The sequence below is a fragment of the Nocardia nepalensis genome, assembly GCF_048910785.1.
Classification (GTDB): domain Bacteria; phylum Actinomycetota; class Actinomycetes; order Mycobacteriales; family Mycobacteriaceae; genus Nocardia; species Nocardia nepalensis.
The window spans coordinates 1-17,569 of sequence record NZ_JBKBET010000005.1; the positions used below are offsets into that span (position 1 = coordinate 1).

12 protein-coding genes, 1 tRNA gene and 1 pseudogene are annotated in these 17,569 nt (G+C 66.4%); 6 read left to right on the top strand and 8 right to left on the bottom strand.

Features of this window, described 5'->3' with window-relative positions; genetic code table 11:
* Positions 1–53 precede the first annotated feature (53 nt).
* Both ACHQ4I_RS04310 and ACHQ4I_RS04315 read right to left on the bottom strand, forming a co-directional pair.
* The gene (locus ACHQ4I_RS04310) at positions 54–1,691 is read right to left on the bottom strand and encodes a long-chain fatty acid--CoA ligase (protein ID WP_420770359.1); all 1,638 of its coding nucleotides are present in this window, start codon (positions 1,689–1,691) and stop codon (positions 54–56) included.
* Positions 1,692–1,937: 246 nt separating this feature from the next.
* Entirely contained in the window at positions 1,938–2,981 is a 1,044-nt protein-coding gene (locus ACHQ4I_RS04315) for a cation diffusion facilitator family transporter (RefSeq protein WP_420770811.1), read from the bottom strand.
* Between the two features lie 75 nt (positions 2,982–3,056).
* On the opposite strand from ACHQ4I_RS04315, the gene ACHQ4I_RS04320 reads away from it, so the two are divergent.
* Complete coding sequence (locus ACHQ4I_RS04320) at positions 3,057–4,331, top strand: hypothetical protein (protein WP_420770360.1); 1,275 nt, start codon at positions 3,057–3,059, stop codon at positions 4,329–4,331.
* Here ACHQ4I_RS04320 and ACHQ4I_RS04325 read toward each other — a convergent pair.
* From ACHQ4I_RS04325 to ACHQ4I_RS04340, 4 genes are all read right to left on the bottom strand, one after another.
* Positions 4,271–4,666, bottom strand: a complete 396-nt coding sequence (locus ACHQ4I_RS04325; RefSeq protein ID WP_420770361.1) for an ArsR/SmtB family transcription factor — start codon at positions 4,664–4,666, stop codon at positions 4,271–4,273. The genes ACHQ4I_RS04320 and ACHQ4I_RS04325 overlap by 61 nt on opposite strands.
* Positions 4,667–4,795: 129 nt before the next feature.
* Positions 4,796–7,144 (bottom strand): C40 family peptidase, encoded by a 2,349-nt coding sequence (locus ACHQ4I_RS04330; protein WP_420770362.1) that lies wholly within the window; start codon positions 7,142–7,144, stop codon positions 4,796–4,798.
* 269 nt (positions 7,145–7,413) lie between these two features.
* On the bottom strand, positions 7,414–8,280 hold the full coding sequence (locus ACHQ4I_RS04335) for a hypothetical protein (RefSeq protein WP_420770363.1): 867 nt from the start codon (positions 8,278–8,280) through the stop codon (positions 7,414–7,416).
* On the bottom strand, positions 8,280–9,005 hold the full coding sequence (locus ACHQ4I_RS04340) for a ParA family protein (protein ID WP_420770364.1): 726 nt from the start codon (positions 9,003–9,005) through the stop codon (positions 8,280–8,282). The genes ACHQ4I_RS04335 and ACHQ4I_RS04340 overlap by 1 nt, the downstream gene beginning before the upstream one ends.
* Before the next feature lie 138 nt (positions 9,006–9,143).
* Here ACHQ4I_RS04340 and ACHQ4I_RS04345 point away from each other — a divergent pair.
* The 3 genes and pseudogenes from ACHQ4I_RS04345 (at position 9,144) to ACHQ4I_RS04355 (ending at position 12,837) form a co-directional block, all read left to right on the top strand.
* Positions 9,144–10,178: pseudogene (locus tag ACHQ4I_RS04345) on the top strand (acyl-CoA dehydrogenase family protein).
* A 105-nt stretch (positions 10,179–10,283) separates the two neighbouring features.
* Positions 10,284–11,099 (top strand): DUF1542 domain-containing protein, encoded by an 816-nt coding sequence (locus ACHQ4I_RS04350; protein WP_420770812.1) that lies wholly within the window; start codon positions 10,284–10,286, stop codon positions 11,097–11,099.
* Positions 11,100–12,249: 1,150 nt separating this feature from the next.
* The gene (locus tag ACHQ4I_RS04355; RefSeq protein ID WP_420770365.1) at positions 12,250–12,837 is read left to right on the top strand and encodes an SAM-dependent methyltransferase; all 588 of its coding nucleotides are present in this window, start codon (positions 12,250–12,252) and stop codon (positions 12,835–12,837) included.
* Positions 12,838–13,275: 438 nt separating this feature from the next.
* Here the strand turns inward: ACHQ4I_RS04355 and ACHQ4I_RS04360 are convergent, their stop codons facing one another.
* Entirely contained in the window at positions 13,276–13,716 is a 441-nt protein-coding gene (locus ACHQ4I_RS04360) for a 2Fe-2S iron-sulfur cluster-binding protein (protein ID WP_420770366.1), read from the bottom strand.
* Between the two features lie 416 nt (positions 13,717–14,132).
* Here ACHQ4I_RS04360 and ACHQ4I_RS04365 point away from each other — a divergent pair.
* Positions 14,133–14,205, top strand: a tRNA-Arg gene (locus tag ACHQ4I_RS04365).
* A gap of 1,138 nt (positions 14,206–15,343) precedes the next feature.
* On the opposite strand, the gene ACHQ4I_RS04370 is transcribed toward ACHQ4I_RS04365, so the two are convergent.
* Positions 15,344–16,357, bottom strand: a complete 1,014-nt coding sequence (locus ACHQ4I_RS04370) for an alcohol dehydrogenase catalytic domain-containing protein (RefSeq protein ID WP_420770367.1) — start codon at positions 16,355–16,357, stop codon at positions 15,344–15,346.
* 418 nt (positions 16,358–16,775) lie between these two features.
* On the opposite strand from ACHQ4I_RS04370, the gene ACHQ4I_RS04375 reads away from it, so the two are divergent.
* Entirely contained in the window at positions 16,776–17,561 is a 786-nt protein-coding gene (locus tag ACHQ4I_RS04375) for an SDR family NAD(P)-dependent oxidoreductase (RefSeq protein WP_420770368.1), read from the top strand.
* The last annotated feature ends 8 nt before the right edge of the window (positions 17,562–17,569 follow it).

Here is a 17,569-nt window from a genome sequence, read left to right on the forward strand (position 1 = left end):
CCAACCCCGCGTCGCCACTGCCGATGTTGAAGTGGTGACGCGGGGCCGTTCGGTCAGGACAGCGTGGTGATGGTGAGGTCGCCGTCGGCGTACTGTGCGCGTAGGCGCTTTTTGTCGAATTTGCCGACGCTGGTTTTGGGGACCTCGGCGATGAAGGTCCATCGTTCCGGCAGTTGCCATTTGGCGAATTTGTCGGCGAGGAACTCGCGTAGTTCTTCGGGTTTGGTTTCGGCGCCCTCGGTGAGCACGATGGCGACGAGGGGGCGTTCGTCCCACTTCTCGTCGGGCACACCGATGACCGCGGCCTCGGCGACGGCGGGATGGCCCATGACCGCGTTCTCCAGATCGACCGAGGAGATCCATTCGCCGCCGGACTTGATGACGTCCTTGGAGCGGTCGACCAGGGTGAGGTAGCCGCTGGGGCTGATCTTGCCGACGTCGCCGGTGCGTAACCAGCCGTTGTCGAATTTGTCGGGGTCGATCTGCGCGCCGTCCGGGGAGTAGTAGGAGCCGGTGATCCAGGGACCGCGAACTTCCAACTCGCCCAGGGACTGTCCGTCATTGGGCACCACGGCGCCGTCGTCGCCGACCAGACGCGCCTGCACGCTGGCGGGGAAGCGGCCCTGGGTGAAGCGGTAGTCCCACTCGTCCTCACCGCTCACGCCGGCGGGCGGGTGGGCGACGCTGCCGAGCGGGGAGGTCTCGGTCATGCCCCAGGCGTGCAGGATCCGCACGCCGTGTTTTTCCTGGAAGGTGCGCATCATCGACGGCGGCACCGCCGAACCACCGACGACCACCGAACGCAGGTGGGAGATGTCCTGCGGTTTCGCGGCCAGTCCGGCCAGCACACCGCCCCAGATGGTCGGCACCGCCGCGGCGAAGGTCGGCTTCTGGGCAGCCATCATCTCCAGCAGCGGGCCGGGCTGCAGGAAGCGGTCGGGCATCAGGACATTCGCGCCCGACATCAACGCGGCATAGGGCAGGCCCCAAGCGTTGGCGTGGAACAGCGGCACGATCGCGAGCACATAGTCGGCCTCGCTGAAACCCATGCTGCCCGGCGAGATCACCTGCATGGCGTGCAGCCAGTTCGAGCGATGCGAATACACCACACCCTTGGGGTCACCGGTGGTACCGGAGGTGTAACACATTGCGGCGGCGGATCGTTCGTCGATCACCGGGTAGTCGTAGGTGTCGGGCTGGGTGGCGAGCAGTTCGGTGTAGGAGTGCACCTGCACACCCTCAGGGGCCGCCAGCGCGGCGGCGTCACCGTTGGCCACGATGACGTGGCGGACGGTCTTCAGGTTGGGCAGATACTGGGCGAACATCGGCACCAGCGTGCCATCGACGATCACCACCTGGTCCTGGGCATGGTTGGCCACAAAGACCAGTTGCTCAGGGAAAAGCCGAATGTTGAGCGCGTGCAGCACCGCACCCATCGCGGGCACCGCGATATAGGCGACCATATGCTCGTTGTTGTTCCACATGAAGGTGCCGACCCGATCACCGACACCAATCCCCAACCCGCGCAACGCATTCGCCAGTCGCGCCGACTCGGCGCCCAGCTCGCGGTAGGTCATGGTGCGCACGCCGGTGCCGGTCCAGGTCGATACGGTGGAATCGCCCATGAACGTCGATGCGTAGCGCAGCAACGTCGCCAACGACAACGGCTCGTCCTGCATGGTGCTCAACATCGGTACTCCTTTTTCTTCGGTGGCTACGGCGGCCTGCCGACCATGAGCCACATCACACCCCCGGATGCTACCCAAGCGTAGGTCGACCGGAAGCTCCGACCGCGAATCCCATTGGCAGGCGACTGCCCTCAGTTCCCTGAGCTCAGGCTCGATGTGCGAGGCGAGCCAAAGGGCGGCTCCTCGGACACGTAGGTACCGCCCGATGACTCCGCTCGATAGTCTGGCGCGCCGGTTTGTGCGGTGCCGTCAAACTGCGGAGTGGGCCGGGTAGGCGTGGATGAGTGCGGTGTCGAGTTTGGGGACGGCGTGGGTGAGGGTGTGCTCGGCGCCGTGGGCCAATCGGTGCGCGTCGGCGAGGGTGATGGTCGGGGCGACGTCCAGTTCGACGTCCGCGTGCAGGCGGTGGCCGATCCAGCGCATCCGGAGGCTGCGCACGCCGAGTACACCGGGTTCGGCGACCAGCGCCTGCTCGGCGGTGTTCACCAGTGCGGGTTCGACGCCATCCATCAAGCGGCGGAACACATCTCGTGCGGCGGTCCGCAGCACGGTGAGGATCGCGATCGTAATCAACAGTCCGACAATGGGATCGGCCAGCGGGAAGCCCAGCGCGACGCCACCCGCACCGATCAACACCGCCAGTGAGGTGAATCCGTCTGTCCGCGCGTGCAATCCGTCGGCGACCAGTGCCGCCGAGCCGATGCGCCGCCCGACCCTGATCCGATACAGCGCGACGGTCTCATTGCCGAGGAATCCGATCAACCCCGCCGCCGCGACCCAGCTCACATGCTGGATCTCGACCGGATCGATGAGCCTGCGCACCGCCTCGTACCCGGCGATGATCGCGGACAACGTGATCATCCCGACCACGAACAACCCGGCCAGATCCTCGGCCCGCCCGAACCCATAGGTATAACGCCGAGTCGCGGCCCGCCGACCGATCGCGAACGCGATCCACAACGGCACCGCCGTCAGCGCATCGGAAAAGTTGTGAATGGTGTCCGCCGCCAACGCAACCGACCCGGACACCACCACGATCACAACCTGCAGCACCGCCGTCAGGCCGAGCACCGCCAAACTGATCTGCACCGCCCGAATGCCAACAGCACTGGCCTCCAACGCATCATCGACACTGTCAGCGGCATCGTGACTATGCGGCACAAAGATCTCCCGCAACACCCAGCGCAGCCCACCCGGATGATCGTGGTCTCCACCGTGCCCGTGCCCGTGCTCCGCCCCGTGCCCGTGCTCTGCGCCGCCGCGCCTGCGCTCCGCCCCGTGCCCGTGTTCCACGCCGTGGCTGTGCTCCACGCCGTGCCCGTGCTCCGCCCCGTGCCCGTGCTCCGGGCCGTGGCTGTGCTCGGCGCCGTGCCTGTGTTCGACGCCGCGCTCGTGTTCCACGCCGTGCCCGTGCTCCACGCCGTGCCCGTGCTCTGCGCCGCCGCGCCTGTGCTCCGGGCCGTGCCCGTGTTCCACGCCGTGCCCGTGCTCCGCCCCGTGCCCGTGTTCCACGCCGTGCCCGTGCTCCGCCCCGTGCCCGTGTTCCACGCCGTGCCCGTGCTCTGCGCCGCCGCGCCTGTGCTCCGGGCCGTGCCCGTGTTCCACGCCGTGCCCGTGTTCCACGCCGTGCCCGTGCTCCACGCCGTGCCCGTGCTCCGCGCCGCGCTCGTGCTCCGCCCCGTGCCCGTGTTCCGCGCCGTGCCCGTGCTCCGCGCCGCGCTCGTGCTCCGCCCCGTGCCCGTGTTCCGCGCCGTGCCCGTGCTCCGCGCCGCGCTCGTGCTCCGCCCCGTGCCCGTGTTCCGCGCCGTGCCCGTGTTCCGCGCCGCGCCCGTGTTCCGCGCCGCGCTCGTGCTCCGCGCCGCGCTCGTGCTCCGCGCCGTGACTGTGCCCATGACCGCGCCCCAGTCGATGACTACGCCGGTGCCCACGCCCTGGCCCAGGGTCATGGCCTGCGCCGTGATTCTGTCCGTTGCCGTGCTGATGACCTCGCCTAGGTCGACGACTGTGGCTATGACCGGAAGCGAGTTCGCCTTTCTGCCCAGATCCGTGACCGTGCTCATGGCCGACCTCGAGTTCATGACCGTATTCAGCCCCATGACCGGGCCCGAGTTCGCGACCATCCTCGAGCTCACGGCTGGACTCGCGACCATCCCCGAGCTCACGGCTCGACTCGCGACCATCCCCGAGCTCACGGCTCGACTCGCGACCATCCCCGAGCTCACGGCTCGACTCGCGACCATCCCCGAGCTCACGGCTCGACTCGCGACCATCCCCGAGCTCACGGCTCGACTCGCGACCATCCCCGGGCTCGCGGCCGGGCTCGCGACCATCCCCGGGTCCGCGACTGCGCCCACGGCTGGGCTCAGGTTCATGTGCATGTCCACGCCCGAGGCTGAGATCGTGACCATCGCCTGGTCCGCAGCTGTGCCCATGCTCGGCTGCGTGGCTGTGCTCATGATCGCGGGATTCGCCGCCGACACCGTTGCGATGTCCGCTGTTCGCAATATCGTTGTGCCCCTGGACATTTCGAGACTCGGCGGCATCCGGAATGCCTTGCCAGCGTGCGGGATCGCGTTCGTGGCTCATTTCGATACCGCCCGATCGCGGGAGGGTAGTTCGCGCACGGCGGCACTGCCGCGGTGATGTGCGGGTACGCCGGGGCCAGCGTGTTCGGCGTTGTAGACGGCGTCGACGACCAGTTGGCGGACGTGTTCGTTTTCCAGGCTGTAGAAGATCGTGGTTCCGGAGCGGCGGGTGCGGACCAGGCGGGCCATGCGGAGCTTGGCCAGGTGCTGGGATACCGATGGGCCGGGCTTTCCGATGCAGTCGGCCAGATCGTTGACCGAGAGCTCACGGTCCACCAGTGCCCACAACACCTGCACACGGGTCGCGTCGGCCAACATCCTGAAGACCTCGACAACCAGCCCGACCTGGTCTTCCGCCAGCAGCGGACGCAGCGGCTCGCTATCTGCATTCATACGCAGATAATAGAACATCCGAGTCTAGAACGGAACGGCCCCTTCGGACCGGCCCGGCGGCGACACCCCCTGCACCGTCGCCGACAGACCGGTCCGCTCCACTTCGGACAGCTCATTGCCGCAGCCGAGTCAGTACCGGCGGGCCCCCGCATAGGGCATCGAGGACATCGGCGACATCGTCACACCCGTCCCGTAGGTCGAGGCGTGGATGACCTTGCCGTCACCGGCATAGAGGGCCGAGTGGCCGCCGCCGTAGAACGACACCACATCACCCGGCTCCAGTTCGTCCTCGCTGACCGGAGTACCCGCGGCCAGCTGCTCATAGCTCGTGCGCGGCACCTTTACCCCGGCCTGCCCGTACGACCACTGCACCAGCCCGGAGCAGTCGAAGGCATCCGGCCCCGTCGCGCCCATGCTGTATCCGGTGCCGACCTTGCCGCGCGCGGCGTCGACGGCAATCGCACCATGCGTCCGCTCCGGCGCCACCGCGGGTGCGGGCGTCGGTGCTGGCGGCTTGATGCCGAGAGCACCGGTGAGGAACGCGATTCCGCTACGGAGCGCATCGGTGGGCAACTGAATCCCGGTCCCCGGAATCTTCGAGGGCACCGATAGCTCCAGACCCGGAATGCCAAGGGGCACTGGACGTTCGGTCCCCGGAGTCGTCGAGGGCGCCGAACGTTCCGACCCCGGAACCTGCGTCCCCGGAACCACCGGAGGCGCCGACCGCTCCAACCCGGGCACCGCAAGAGGCACCGACCACTCGAACCCTGGAACCGCTAGCTCCAGACCCGGAATACCAAGGGGCACCGAACGTTCGGACCCGGGAGTCGTCGAGGGCGCCGAACGTTCCGACCCCGGAACCGGCGCCGAAAGCTGCGTCTCCGGAACCGCGGGCGGCGCCGACCGCTCCAACCCGGGCACCACAAGAGGCATCGACCACTCGAACCCTGGAACCGCGGGAGGCGCCGAACGTTCCGCCCCGGGCACCACAAGGGGCACCGACCACTCGAGCCCCGGGACCGCGAGCAGCGCTGAAAAGTCCGACCCCGGAACCGGGGGCGGCGCCGAACGTTCCGACCCGGGCACCGCAAGAGGCACCGTCCACTCGAGCCCCAGAACCGCGAGCGGCGCTGAAAAGTCCGACCCCGGAACGGCGAGCGGCATCGAAAGTTCCTTCCCCGGAATCGCGACGGGCGCGAACTCCGAAGGAGCTATGGGGTCGCCAACCGCAGGAACCCAAGGAAGGGTCGATTGTTCGATCCCCAGAACCCGCAGGGGCACAGAGAATTCCGAGCCGGGACCCGCGCGCGGTGCCGAAAGTTCCTTCACCGGAACCACGTTCGGCGTGAACTCCGAAGGAGCAACCAGGTTCTCGACCACAGGTACCAACGGAAGCGCCGAACGCGCAGCCGCCAAGGACCCGAAAGGCGCCGCGAGTTCCACACCCGGAACCCTGAGCGGCACTGCCAGTTCCTTCACCGGAACGCCGACCGGCGCGACCAGTTCCGCATCCGGAACCCCGACCGGCGCGGCCAGTTCCTTCATCGGAACCCCGAGCAGCGTCGCCAGTTCCTTCACCGCAACCACGGCCGGCGCGATCCCCGACGGAGCCACCGCATCCCCAACCGCCGGCACCAACGGAAGCGCCGAACGCGCGGCCGCCAGCGACCCGAAGGGCGCTGCCAGTTCCTTCACCGGAACCCCGAGCGGCGCTGCCAGTTCCTTCGCCGAAACCACGACCGGCGCGATCCCCGACGGAGCCACCGCATCCCCAACCGCCGGCACCAACGGAAGCGCCGAACGCGCGGCCGCCAGCGACCCGAAGGGCGCCGCGAGTCCTGCACCCGGAACTCCGAGCGGTGTCGTCCGTTCCTTCCCCAGCACCCCGACGGGCGCGATCTCCAGAGCAGCGACGGAATCCTCGACCGCGGAAACCCATGGCAGCACCGAACGCTCGATTCCCAGAACCCGCCGGGGCACAGAGAATTTCGAAGCCGGCATCGCGAGCGGCGCCGAAAGCTCCTTCATCGAAACCGCGACAGGCGCGAACTCCGCAGGAGAGACGGAATGCTCGACCGCAGGGACCAGTGGGAGCGCCGAACGCGCGGCCGCCGAAAATGCGAGGGGTACCGAGAGTTCCACACCCGAAGTCGTGGGCGGCGCTGAATGTTCCTTCCCCGGAACTTCAGCGGGCGCGATTTCCAAGGGAACTACGAATTCCTCGACCGCGGGAATGAATGTGTCCGACGAATGCATATCCATCGGAACCGCGGCGCCGGGAATACCGGCCGGAATCGAAAATTCGTCCGGGACTTCGAATGCCCCGATACCCGGGATCGTCAGCGGCTGTGCCGCGGCCTTTCCTCCCGTGAGCAGTGTCGCGGCGATCGCCGCGCCTGCGATGATCCCTGCGCCGACGGCCCATCGAACCGCGCGCCGCAGGAAGCGGGAATATCGACCCTCCGAAGATGATGCCATGATCCGGTCCTCCGATGCTCGTATCGAAGGTCCTAGCGGGCCGTGCGACGCCGCACTTGCTTTGGCGCCCAGGACTTCACCAAGACCTCGAATGAATTCGAAAACCATCACGGTGATCTGTAGTCCAGCGATCCGATCGCCCATATTTCGGCAATATCAACGAATTACCAGTAACGACACACTATGTCAAGATAACAATACCGTAACTAAACGCAAATACCCCGTCGCGGAATGGCTTTCGCGACAGGGTATTTCGGCAGAAAGATGGCTCAGGCGGTGATCTGCTCCTCGATCTGTTCGGCCAGAGTGCGTAGTTTCGCGGCGAATTCGCGCGCCGCCGCCGGATCGTTGTTCGAGCCCTTGACAACTCGTCGCGTCAGCGCGGCGAATCGCGATTCAACGGTGGCGAACAGATCAACGGCCCGCTCGTTCGCCCCGCCGCGCAGTTCCCCGCGCAGCCACGCCTGCAGCAACGCGACCACCTCGGCCTTGTCGAACCGCTCCGGCAGCAGCGCGACGGCCTCGCGGAGCTTGCCCGCGGTGACCTTCACATCCTCGGTGCCCGCGATCGTGGTGTACACCGTGACCGCCGCATCCTCACCGTGCTGGACCGCGACCGGCAGCAGCTCGCGGACCTGCCCCTCATTGATCGCGGGCGCGACCGGATGCAGTTTGGCGGCGAGCGGCCAGGCCCGAATCAGCTTGTGCGCGTAAGACCGTTGCATATCCCAGCGCTGCTCCACATACTCGTCGAAACTCGCGTGCCGATCCCGGTACAGCCGGCCGTCCCGCACGATCTGCAGCGCCCGCCCGGCCGCCCAGAAGGCGACCCGCAGGCCGTCGATCGACGATTCGCAGACCGTCAACTGCGCCTGCTCACGTTCGTCGAGCGGGCCCGCCAGCGCGGCTTCGCTCGGCGCGGGCAGCGGCATCGTCAGCACATCCGCATCGACGTTCACCTGCGCCAATGGTGCTACCACGTCCACGTCCACGACCACGGCACTCGGCGTGCTCGTGCGCCACTCGGCATCACGCAGCGGCGAGACCGGCGGCGTGTGCTCGGCGCTGTCCGCCAACGGATTCGCGCCGCCGATGACGCCCTTGCCGATGGAACCCTTCCTACGTTGCGGAGGCATCAGGCAGGCACCCCCACCGCGACCCGATACGGACTCACCAACTCGTCGCCGACCTGGAGATACTCCCCCAGGTCCGCGATCGGGTTCTCGGCGCCTTCGCCGACCTCACCGTCGGCCGCCTCCCGATACCATTTCCAGGCGCTCAAATAGGACACGAATACGTCGTAGCCCGCATCCTCCAGATTCCCGCGCTGCGTACGATATTCGGTCGAGACGTTCACGCCTTTCTTCATCGTCACCGGCACCTTGGTCATCAGCACGCGCACCCGGATTTCGCGGCCACTGTCGGCGGCAGCCTCCTCGGCGGCCTTGTACGTACTCGGCACCCGCTTCACTTCCGAGGGACTCACGCTGGTCAACAGAATGAGCTCATCGCTCTGCGGAATGGCGGCCTTGAATATCTCGGCCGACTCGCCACCGGCATCGACGATGATCACGTCATATTTCCCGGAATTGTCGGTGATGCAGTCGTTGACGTGCCGCGACGGGAAGGCGATCAACTCGAAGGGCACCTCGATCTCGCCCTTGACCAGTCGCCGATACCAGGAATATCCGGTCTGACTGAGCGGGTCGGCGTCGATCACGAGCACTCGCAATTCATGGATCTGCGCGAAATATGTGGCCAGGAAAAACGCTGATGTCGTCTTTCCGACGCCGCCTTTGAGATTCCCCAGCGTGATGACCAGGGGTTCGGGCAGATCCAGTGGCGCAACAGAATTCTTCATGGACAGTCCTCCCAAGGGTGAGGAGTGCGGCCGTAGCGACTGCTTGCAGGTCGCTCGAATGATCAGCTGTGCGGGGCAAGTTTCGCACAGCTGAGATCAATTACCGCTGATTGCCGACGCGCCATTTATCCGCGTCCGATGCGGCGCTGTGTCCAATTGGACACAGGCGACCACGCCGCCGCTATCCCACACCGAGCGGGTAGAACGGGTGGCGGCGATCAGCCGTACGAGGTTTATCTGCAGGTGCTCGAGGAGTTGGCGAGCCGGTGGGCCGCGGTCGCCGTGGCGGTCAGCGTGCACAGCCTGTCCTGCCACCCGCTGTTCACCTTCGGCACCGACGAGCAGAAGCAACGCTGGCTCGCGAGCATGCTCTCCGGCGAAACCATCGGCGCCGATAGCCTTTCCGAGTCGCACGCCGGATCCGATGCGGCCGCGATGCGCTGCCGGGCCAGCGCTGTCGAGGGGGGATACCGGATCAACGGGTCGAAGGCGTGGATCACCAATGGCGGTCGCGCCGACTTCTACACGCTCTTCGCCAGGACCGGCGAGGGTTCGCGCGGCATCTCCTGCTTCCTGGTGCCTGCCGATACCGAAGGCCTGAGTTTCGGTAAGCCGGAATAGAAGATGGGCCTGCGCGGCATCCCGACCACCACGGCCGCCTACGACGACGCCTTTCTACCTGATGAAAGACTGATAGGCGTTGCGGGACAAGGACTTTCGATCGCATTCAGCGCTTTGGACTCGGGTCGGCTCGGCATCGCCGCAGTCGCGACGGGCCTCGCCAGCGCGCCCTAGATGATGCCGTCTCCTATGCCAAGGAACGAAAAGTATTCGGCCGCAACATAATTGATCACCGGGGTCCCGGTTTCGTGCTCGCCGATATGGCCGCGGCGGCGGATTCGGCCCGCGCGGCCTATCTCGACGCCGCCCGCCGTCGTGATGCCGGACTGCCCTACTCGCGCCTACTCGCGCCAGGCCAGCGTCGCCAAGCTCATCGCCACGGGCGCCGCCATGCAGGTCACCACCGATGCGGTGCAGGTCTTCGGCGGCTATGGCTACACCCGGGACTTCCCGGTGGAGCGCTATATGCGCGAGGCGAAGGTCATGCAGATCTTCGAGGGCACCAATCAGATCCAGCGCCTGGCCATCGCCCGCCAACTCGCCGGACAATAGGTACGGCGGGGTCCCGCACCCCGCCGTCTAGCTCAGCCGAGTCTCAGCAAACCCCCAGTAAGCTGGGGGCGACCTGGATCGAGGACGAAAGGGGCGCGAGCGGTGCTGTGGCTACTGATCGGCGTTGTCATTCTGCTCGCGGCGGCCTACGTCGTCTTTCTGACGCAGCAGAGCAAGCAGCGCGCGGCAAGGGAATTCGACGACGCGGCCGCCGACGCCAGGCAGATGATCGAGCGACTCGCGGGCCAGGTCTACAACCTCACCGGCAGCAACGAGGCAGCGAAACAGGCGCTCGCGGACGCCTCGGAGCGCCATATCGCGGCCGGATCGCAGATCGAACAGGCGCGCACGCCCGCCCAGGCGCGACTGGCGAAGCAGACCGCGGTCGAGGGGATGTACTACATCCGCGCGGCGCGCACCGCGATGTTGATGGATCCGGGCCCGGTGGTTCCGGCGCTGGACGGCCAGGACACCGCCGGTCGGGTCACCGAGAAGCGGGTCGTCGACTACGAGGGCCGCGAAGTCGCCGCTTCGCCACTCCCCTCCGCGGAGACGCCGAATTACTATCCGGGCGGCCGGGTGGCGGGGCGGCCGGTGCCCGCTGGCTGGTACTCCGAACCGTGGTGGCGGCCCGCATTACTCGCTGGCGCTTGGGGTTTGGGTTCGGCACTGCTGTTCTCGTCGCTGTTCTCCGGAATGGCCGGGGTGGGGTATGACGTGCGGGGGTTCGAAAGTGGTTACGGCGAGGGATATCAGGATGCGCTCGACGCTGCGGGCGGGGATCAGGGGTACGACTCGGGAGATCAGGGCGGGTACTCCGACGATCAGGGCGGGTACGACTCGGGTGCCGGTGGGTTTGATGGTGGAGGATTCGATGGGGGTGGGTTTGATGGTGGGGGGTTCGATGGCGGCGGATTCTGACGGCGCGTTCCGGCGGCCGACTCCGACCACCGACTCCGACGGCCGGGATCTAACGGGCGGGCTCTGACGGCTGGGTTCCGACCGCGGGTTCCGACGACAGATTCTGACCGCCGGGCTATGACCGCGAATTCTGGGATCTGGCACACATTCCGTGACTCCGCGGGATCGCCCACTCACTCAACAGGACTCACCTCTGCACCAAATCACCTTCCGCGCTGTTGGTCGGCCGATCACGTGGAACTGGTGGCGGCATCGGCCGAGAGAGTGCCGCCGTCAGTTCCACGTGATCACTTGTCCAGTAGTGCGTCTCGGGCGGACCGCAGCGGCCGACGATCACGGAATGTGTGCCAGATCCGAATTCTGACCGCGGGTTCCGACCGCCGGGATCTAACGGCGGGCCCCGACGGCAGGTTTTGACCGCCGGGCTCTGACCGCGGGTTCCGACCGGAGGCTCTGACGCGGGTTCCGACGGCAGGCTGCGACGGCGAGCTCCGACGGCAGGTTCTGACCGCCGGGCTATGACCGCGAGTTCCGACCGCAGGCTCTGACGCGGGTTCCGACCGCAGGCGCTCCGACGGCGGGCTCCGACCGCCGGGATCTAACAGCGGGCCCCCGACGGCAGGTTTTAGACCGCCGGGCTATGACCGCGAATTCTGACCGCGGGCTCCGACGACAGATTCTGACCGCCGGGGCTATGACCGCGGGTTCCGACCGCAGGCTCCGACCGCAGGCTCCGACGGCAGGTTCTGACCGCCGGGCTATGACCGCGAGTTCCGACCGCAGGCTCTGACGGGGGTTCCGACCGCAGGCGCTCAGACGGCGGGCTCCGACCGCCGGGATCTAACGGCGGGCTCCGACGGCAGGGTTTTGACCGCCGGGCTCAGCGCGGGCCGATATGAGTGGAGTTGCCCGTGCTGGCACAGGCCGATGCGAACCGGCAGTTCGGCCCGAAGGCGGCTCTTGGCGCTCGCTTCACCGACTGAGACAGTTGGCTAGTTCTCGGCTCCAGTTTTCTGCCATGGCCTTGTATGGGCAACGAGGCCTGGGTCGAGGAGTGGACCAGGGAGGGCTCAATGGCGATGACCACTGCGGATATCCCAGTCGAGAGCTTTCTGCACCGGGCCAGGCGCTGGGGTCGAGAATGCTACGAATGGGCCAAGGTGCCCTTCCTGCCCCGGGTAACCGAGTCAGGCACGTCTACGACGTAGTCGGCCCGCAGACCTCTTCGGCGAGGACTCACTGTTCACTCGGCTACCGGCGCGACCAGCCCGACACCTTGGACGAGGCCAGCCGAGACCTGACCCGTCTGGTGGTACGCGAGGCCGAACTCGGCCCGGACAACATCCGACTCGATGTCGTCTTCGGCTACGGTAATCAGGATTTCCTGTGGGCCAACGAGTTTCGGTCGAAGCAGACCATCGGCATGACTATCGCAACCGAGCAGATCGAGATCGCCAGCCGCCGCGCCGCCGAACTGGAGCTGGAGCATCGAATCCACTACGAATACGGTTCGGCGGTCGATCTACCGCGCGAAGACGAATTCGTCACCAAGGTGACCGTCCTGGAGTTGCCGCTCCACTTCCCTTCCTACACAAGGTTTTTCACCGAGGAGGTTCGGCGTGCTGCAGCCCGGCCGCAAGCTTGTCACCGCGGATATCGTGCCACGCCAACCGTTTATCGAATGCCGTTGTCCGCCTGTCGAATCGCCCATTCGTCCGCAATCTGCCCGCCACGCTGAACGAACGAGACTTCTTCGACATCCGGCGCTATCACCGAGCGCCAATCGATGCCGGTTTCAGCGACGTCACCACGTATTCCATTCGCCGCGAGGTCTATTCACCCCTTGCCGAACACCTGAGCAGGCGCCTACACGATCCCGACATGCGCAAAGTCAACCCGGTCTTGCGCGAAACCCTTCAACCGTCCCGGACTCATACTCTGGGGCCCATGGGCGGACTACATCGTCGCCGTCGGCACGAAGTGATGCACCTTCTCGGGATCCGCACCAATAGATCGGTGCGGATCCCGAGAAGGGCTGCCACAGCTTTCCCGAACCGGGTGGCAGAAGCCGACCTCACGCCAGGGGCCGACGCCTGGCGGAGGTCGGCTCCGCACCAGAGGCGACCTCGGGGTCGACATCTCCGGAGTTGAACGCCCGGCGCACATCCGAGCCGCGTCAAACCGACCGCACCTCAGGAGCCGACCCGCGACCAGGGACCGACCTCCCCGGAGCAGGCCGACTCCGCACCAGAGGCAGACACCAACGCGGGCCCGCTTTCTCCGGAGTCGCGGGCGGATCGATATCGAGCACCAGGCGGCCGTCCCGCAGCGCTCGCGATTCGCAGATCAGGGTGTCGCCCCGGGCGTGCTGTGCGGTGTCGCGACGCTCGACTGCTCCCGCGAGCACCTTGGAGGTGGCACAGAAGCCCTGCCGACACGAATACGACGTTCCCGGAACGGCTTCGGCGACGACATCGAGAATGGCGGGGTGGGCGGACACCAGCGCGACCGGCCCACCCCGCCCCAATTGCATGGTGAAGACCATGCCATCCACGATCGGCAGCGGCGAGAAGCGCTCGTAGCGGAGCGACACCGTCGCGCGGCGCCACCTCCGCACGCACCACTTCCAACATCGCGAACCCGCCCCCGGCCAGCGACAGGATCAGACTCAGCCCCGAAATCGCGTGTGCGGCAACAGGTTCGTCGGGAATCCAATGCGACGGCGAGCGAATGAAATCGAATCGTGGCCGCAGGACCACCGCGTCCTCCGCGGCCCGCACCCCGGCGGGCTTCTCGGATCGAATCCCGTCCATGGCCCACCTCCAGCCTGCGTCATCGCATGCCTGCCGACCCGACAAAACAGACCGAGCCCACCAACAGTCTCAGACAGTCTGCTACTCCGGGTCAACCCCAAACCGATGTCGACCTAGTGACGCCCCCATCACGCCCCACCCAAATCGATGCGGCTCCTACGCACCCGACCCGGTAGACTCCCCGAAGTCCCGGTAGGCGCCCCAGGCACCCACCAGATCAGCCCTCGTAGCTCAGGGGATAGAGCACCGCTCTCCTAAAGCGGGTGTCGCAGGTTCGAATCCTGCCGAGGGCACTTACCTGTTACACGTTTCCGCAGGTCAGCAGGTTTTCTTTACCCGTACATCGCTCTCGCGATTGCCAGCAAAACGAAAAGCGCAGGTCAATCGGTTGCCCGTGCGAATCCACTAGGAAACACAAAACATGGGCAACTGGTGTCGGCAGCACGTGAAAAATGGATCCGGCACAGACTTCGTGATTGACCGGCTTCGGGATGCGAAGGGGCGGTGGATAGTTCATGATGTCGCGGGTGCTCTGATCTTGGTCCGCTGAGTGTCCTGTTTCCCCATCTGGATGGTATGCGGATCGAGGTGATCCGTGCGGCCGGTTCAACAGTGCGGATCGCCGAACAGGTGCCACAGTTGGCGGCTCGGCATGCCCGCCGCCCGCTGATCCTCCAACGTGGATACCTCGGCTAGCGCCGTCGGCACGGTGCGGGTCACCGGGCGGGAGCCAGGACACCCTCGTCGCGCACGCCGCGGCCGCCAGTGTCCCGCTAGACGGCTTCCAGCGGTGGCAGCATTGCAGCTGATAGGGACTGAACCCGGGCCGCGCTGATTCCAGTCTCGACTGTCGAACGGCGCGGTCGAGGCCATGCGCGCCGCACTTGTGAGATCTGGATCAACGGAAGGAACGCCAGGAAGATGACAACCATGCGGTCTCTCGTCGCCGATACATTGGGCGAACCGTCCGAGGTCCTGAACCTGCGGGGCCGCCCGATTCCGGAGCCCGGCCCGGCGAGGTCCGGATCCGGGTGACGGCTGTAGCTGTCCATGCCAACGATCTGCATACCATCCGGGGCAGGTACGGATTCACTCCAGAGTTCCCATCACACCAGGAATCGAATCCGTGGGTGTGATCGACGAACTCGGTAGCGGCACAGATGGTTTGAGCACCGGGGCAACGCGTCATCACAATCGGAGTCCCGGGCACGTGGCAGGAGTATGTCGTTGCCGAGGCCGGGCAGGTCTGGCGTGTTCCCGCAGGCATGAGCGTGCCCGAGGGACGGCCGATTCCCCTCGAAAAGTTCAGCGAAGCGGTGTATTTGGCCGAAGCCCCCGAACATGGGGGCAAACCGCTGTTGGTGTTCGAAGCGAAGCAGACACCGCCACGACCGGTGCATTTCGCGCCTGGCGGTAGAGCGGGGAGCAGGATCACATAGTGAGGACCATGCGGTAGCGAGCTCGGCCTTCGTCCGCGTTCGTGTATGCCTGGGCGGCATCGGCCAAGGGACGCTCCTCGGTGCGGGCCCGGACGCCAGTGAGGACGGCGAACTGCATCGCCTCTTCTACGTCGCGGGCGGTCCCCGCGGGGTGCCCGATCACGCTGTATCCGGGCAGGATCAGCTGCAGGGGACTGATCGGGAGCGGTTCTGTGGCAGCGCCGATCAGTATGAGTTCGCCTTGCGGGCGCAGGCCGCCGATCGTGGCGGCCATCGCTGCCGAGTTCGCGGCGGTTGCCAGCACAACGGACACCCCGCCGAGCCCTCGCAGTGCGTCGCCGACGTCGCCATCGGTGGAGTCCACATAGTGGTGGGCCCCGAGCGCCAGAGCGTCGTCGCGCTTGCCAGTTCCGCGGGCGATCGCGATGGTCTCGAACCCCATCGCGCGGGAGAACTGAATCCCGAGGTGGCCGAGACCGCCGATGCCCAGGACCGCGACCCGATCACCAGGCAGCGCATGGGTCTTGCGGAGGGCGTCGAAGGTGGTGACTCCGGCGCAGCTCATCGGCGCGGCCTCGGTGAAGGAAAGCTCGTCCGGGATGCGGGCGAGGGCATTGACCGGAACCGTGACCGACTCGGCGTACCCACCTGGATAATGCCAGCTCGGAACCTGCAGATTTTCGCAGTGGATGAAGACACCCTGACGGCAGGGAACGCACCGGTTGCAGTGACCGCCGAACCATCCCACCGCGACGCGGTCCCCGACACCGAAGCCATCCACACCGGCGCCGAGCTCGGCAATGATTCCGGCGATTTCGTGGCCCGGGGTCACGGGCCAGGTCATCCCGGGGAATCCACCGTTGACGAAGCCGTGATCGGTTCCGCAGATTCCACACGCGGACACCGCGATTCGGGCTTGACCGGGGTTGGGTGAGCGGGTTTCGACGTCGACGAGGGTCAACTTCTCCCCTGCCGAAGCGACGTGTACTGCTTGATGAGTGGGCATCTTCATCCTCGCTGTCCGTGTCGGGTGCTACTGGGATCAAGCGCTTCCACATGCGAAAACCAGCCGGTCGCCGACCGAGCGACCCGGTCCAAAAGTGCTCGCGAGCATAGGCGGATGTGGCGGTCACGACCGCTCATTCCGAGCCCCGGTTCCTTGCGGCTGCTGGCTGAACCAGCGACCGGGCCCACTTCCGATCAAACCGCTCGGCACAAGCTCAGACAAGAGTCGATGACTGTCTGAACTCGCCACTACCCCAGGGGCACGCCCAGTTGCCCGTGCTCCCCTCCCGGCACCCACTCGGGGTGAGCTCGGGCGATTTCGCCGTTACGTTGCAGGCTGGTGGATAGGCGGTCTGTGCCGACGGTGCGGTCATCGGTCGTGCTGGAGTCGGTTCTCACTCCGTCAAGGGAGAGTGACCATGGACCTGCATCTCGACGGAAAGATCGCGGTCGTCACCGGCGCCGGCCCAGGCATCGGGCTCGCGATCACCGAGCACCTCACCGACGCCGGTGCACACGTGGTTGCGGGAGCACGCACCAAGAGCGATCGCATCGCCGAGCCCCAGTCCAACGGGAAGGCGACATTCGTACCGGGCGACCTCGCCGGCACCGAGGCTCCTGCAGAGCTGGTCGCGGCCGCCTCCCGACTGGGAGGAACGGACATCCTGATCAACAACGCCGGGGCGGTCACCCCGAGACCCGGTGGATTCACCACCGTCACCGACGAAGACTGGGAATCGTCGTGGGCATTGGGAATGATGGCGGCCGTGCGCACCACCCGCTCGGCGATCCCGGAATTGCTGCGCCGGGGTGGTGGCGCGATCGTCATGATCGGGTCCGTCAACGCCTTCTTCCCGGACCCCGGTGTGGTCGATTACTGCGCGGTCAAGGCGGCGCTCACCAACCTCACCAAGGCGCTGTCGAAAGAGTTCGGCCCGCAGGGCATTCGGGCGAATTCGATCAGTGCGGGGCCGGTGCTCACGGACCTGTGGCTCGGCAGCGGAGGAGTTGCCGAGACGGTCGCGAAGGCCAGCGGCAGCAGCGCCCGAGCGGTGGCAGACCAAGCAGTGGCGGACACACCGAGCGGACGATTCACTACCCCCGACGAGGTCGCGGATCTGGCCTTGTTCCTCGTCTCGGACCGGGCAGCCAACATCACCGGCGCCGACATGACCATCGACGGCGGGTTCATCACCACCGTGTAGTCGGCCCG

What these genes read in the sequence shown, in the direction of transcription:
- ACHQ4I_RS04325 (WP_420770361.1), bottom strand. Translation starts at nt 4,666, where the DNA reads ATGAATGCAGATAGCGAGCCGCTGCGTCCGCTGCTGGCGGAAGACCAG.
- ACHQ4I_RS04355 (WP_420770365.1), top strand. Translation starts at nt 12,250, where the DNA reads ATGGGCCAAGGTGCCCTTCCTGCCCCGGGTAACCGAGTCAGGCACGTC.
- ACHQ4I_RS04340 (WP_420770364.1), bottom strand. Translation starts at nt 9,005, where the DNA reads ATGAAGAATTCTGTTGCGCCACTGGATCTGCCCGAACCCCTGGTCATC.
- ACHQ4I_RS04330 (WP_420770362.1), bottom strand. Translation starts at nt 7,144, where the DNA reads ATGGCATCATCTTCGGAGGGTCGATATTCCCGCTTCCTGCGGCGCGCG.
- ACHQ4I_RS04310 (WP_420770359.1), bottom strand. Translation starts at nt 1,691, where the DNA reads ATGTTGAGCACCATGCAGGACGAGCCGTTGTCGTTGGCGACGTTGCTG.
- ACHQ4I_RS04370 (WP_420770367.1), bottom strand. Translation starts at nt 16,357, where the DNA reads ATGCCCACTCATCAAGCAGTACACGTCGCTTCGGCAGGGGAGAAGTTG.
- ACHQ4I_RS04335 (WP_420770363.1), bottom strand. Translation starts at nt 8,280, where the DNA reads ATGCCTCCGCAACGTAGGAAGGGTTCCATCGGCAAGGGCGTCATCGGC.
- ACHQ4I_RS04375 (WP_420770368.1), top strand. Translation starts at nt 16,776, where the DNA reads ATGGACCTGCATCTCGACGGAAAGATCGCGGTCGTCACCGGCGCCGGC.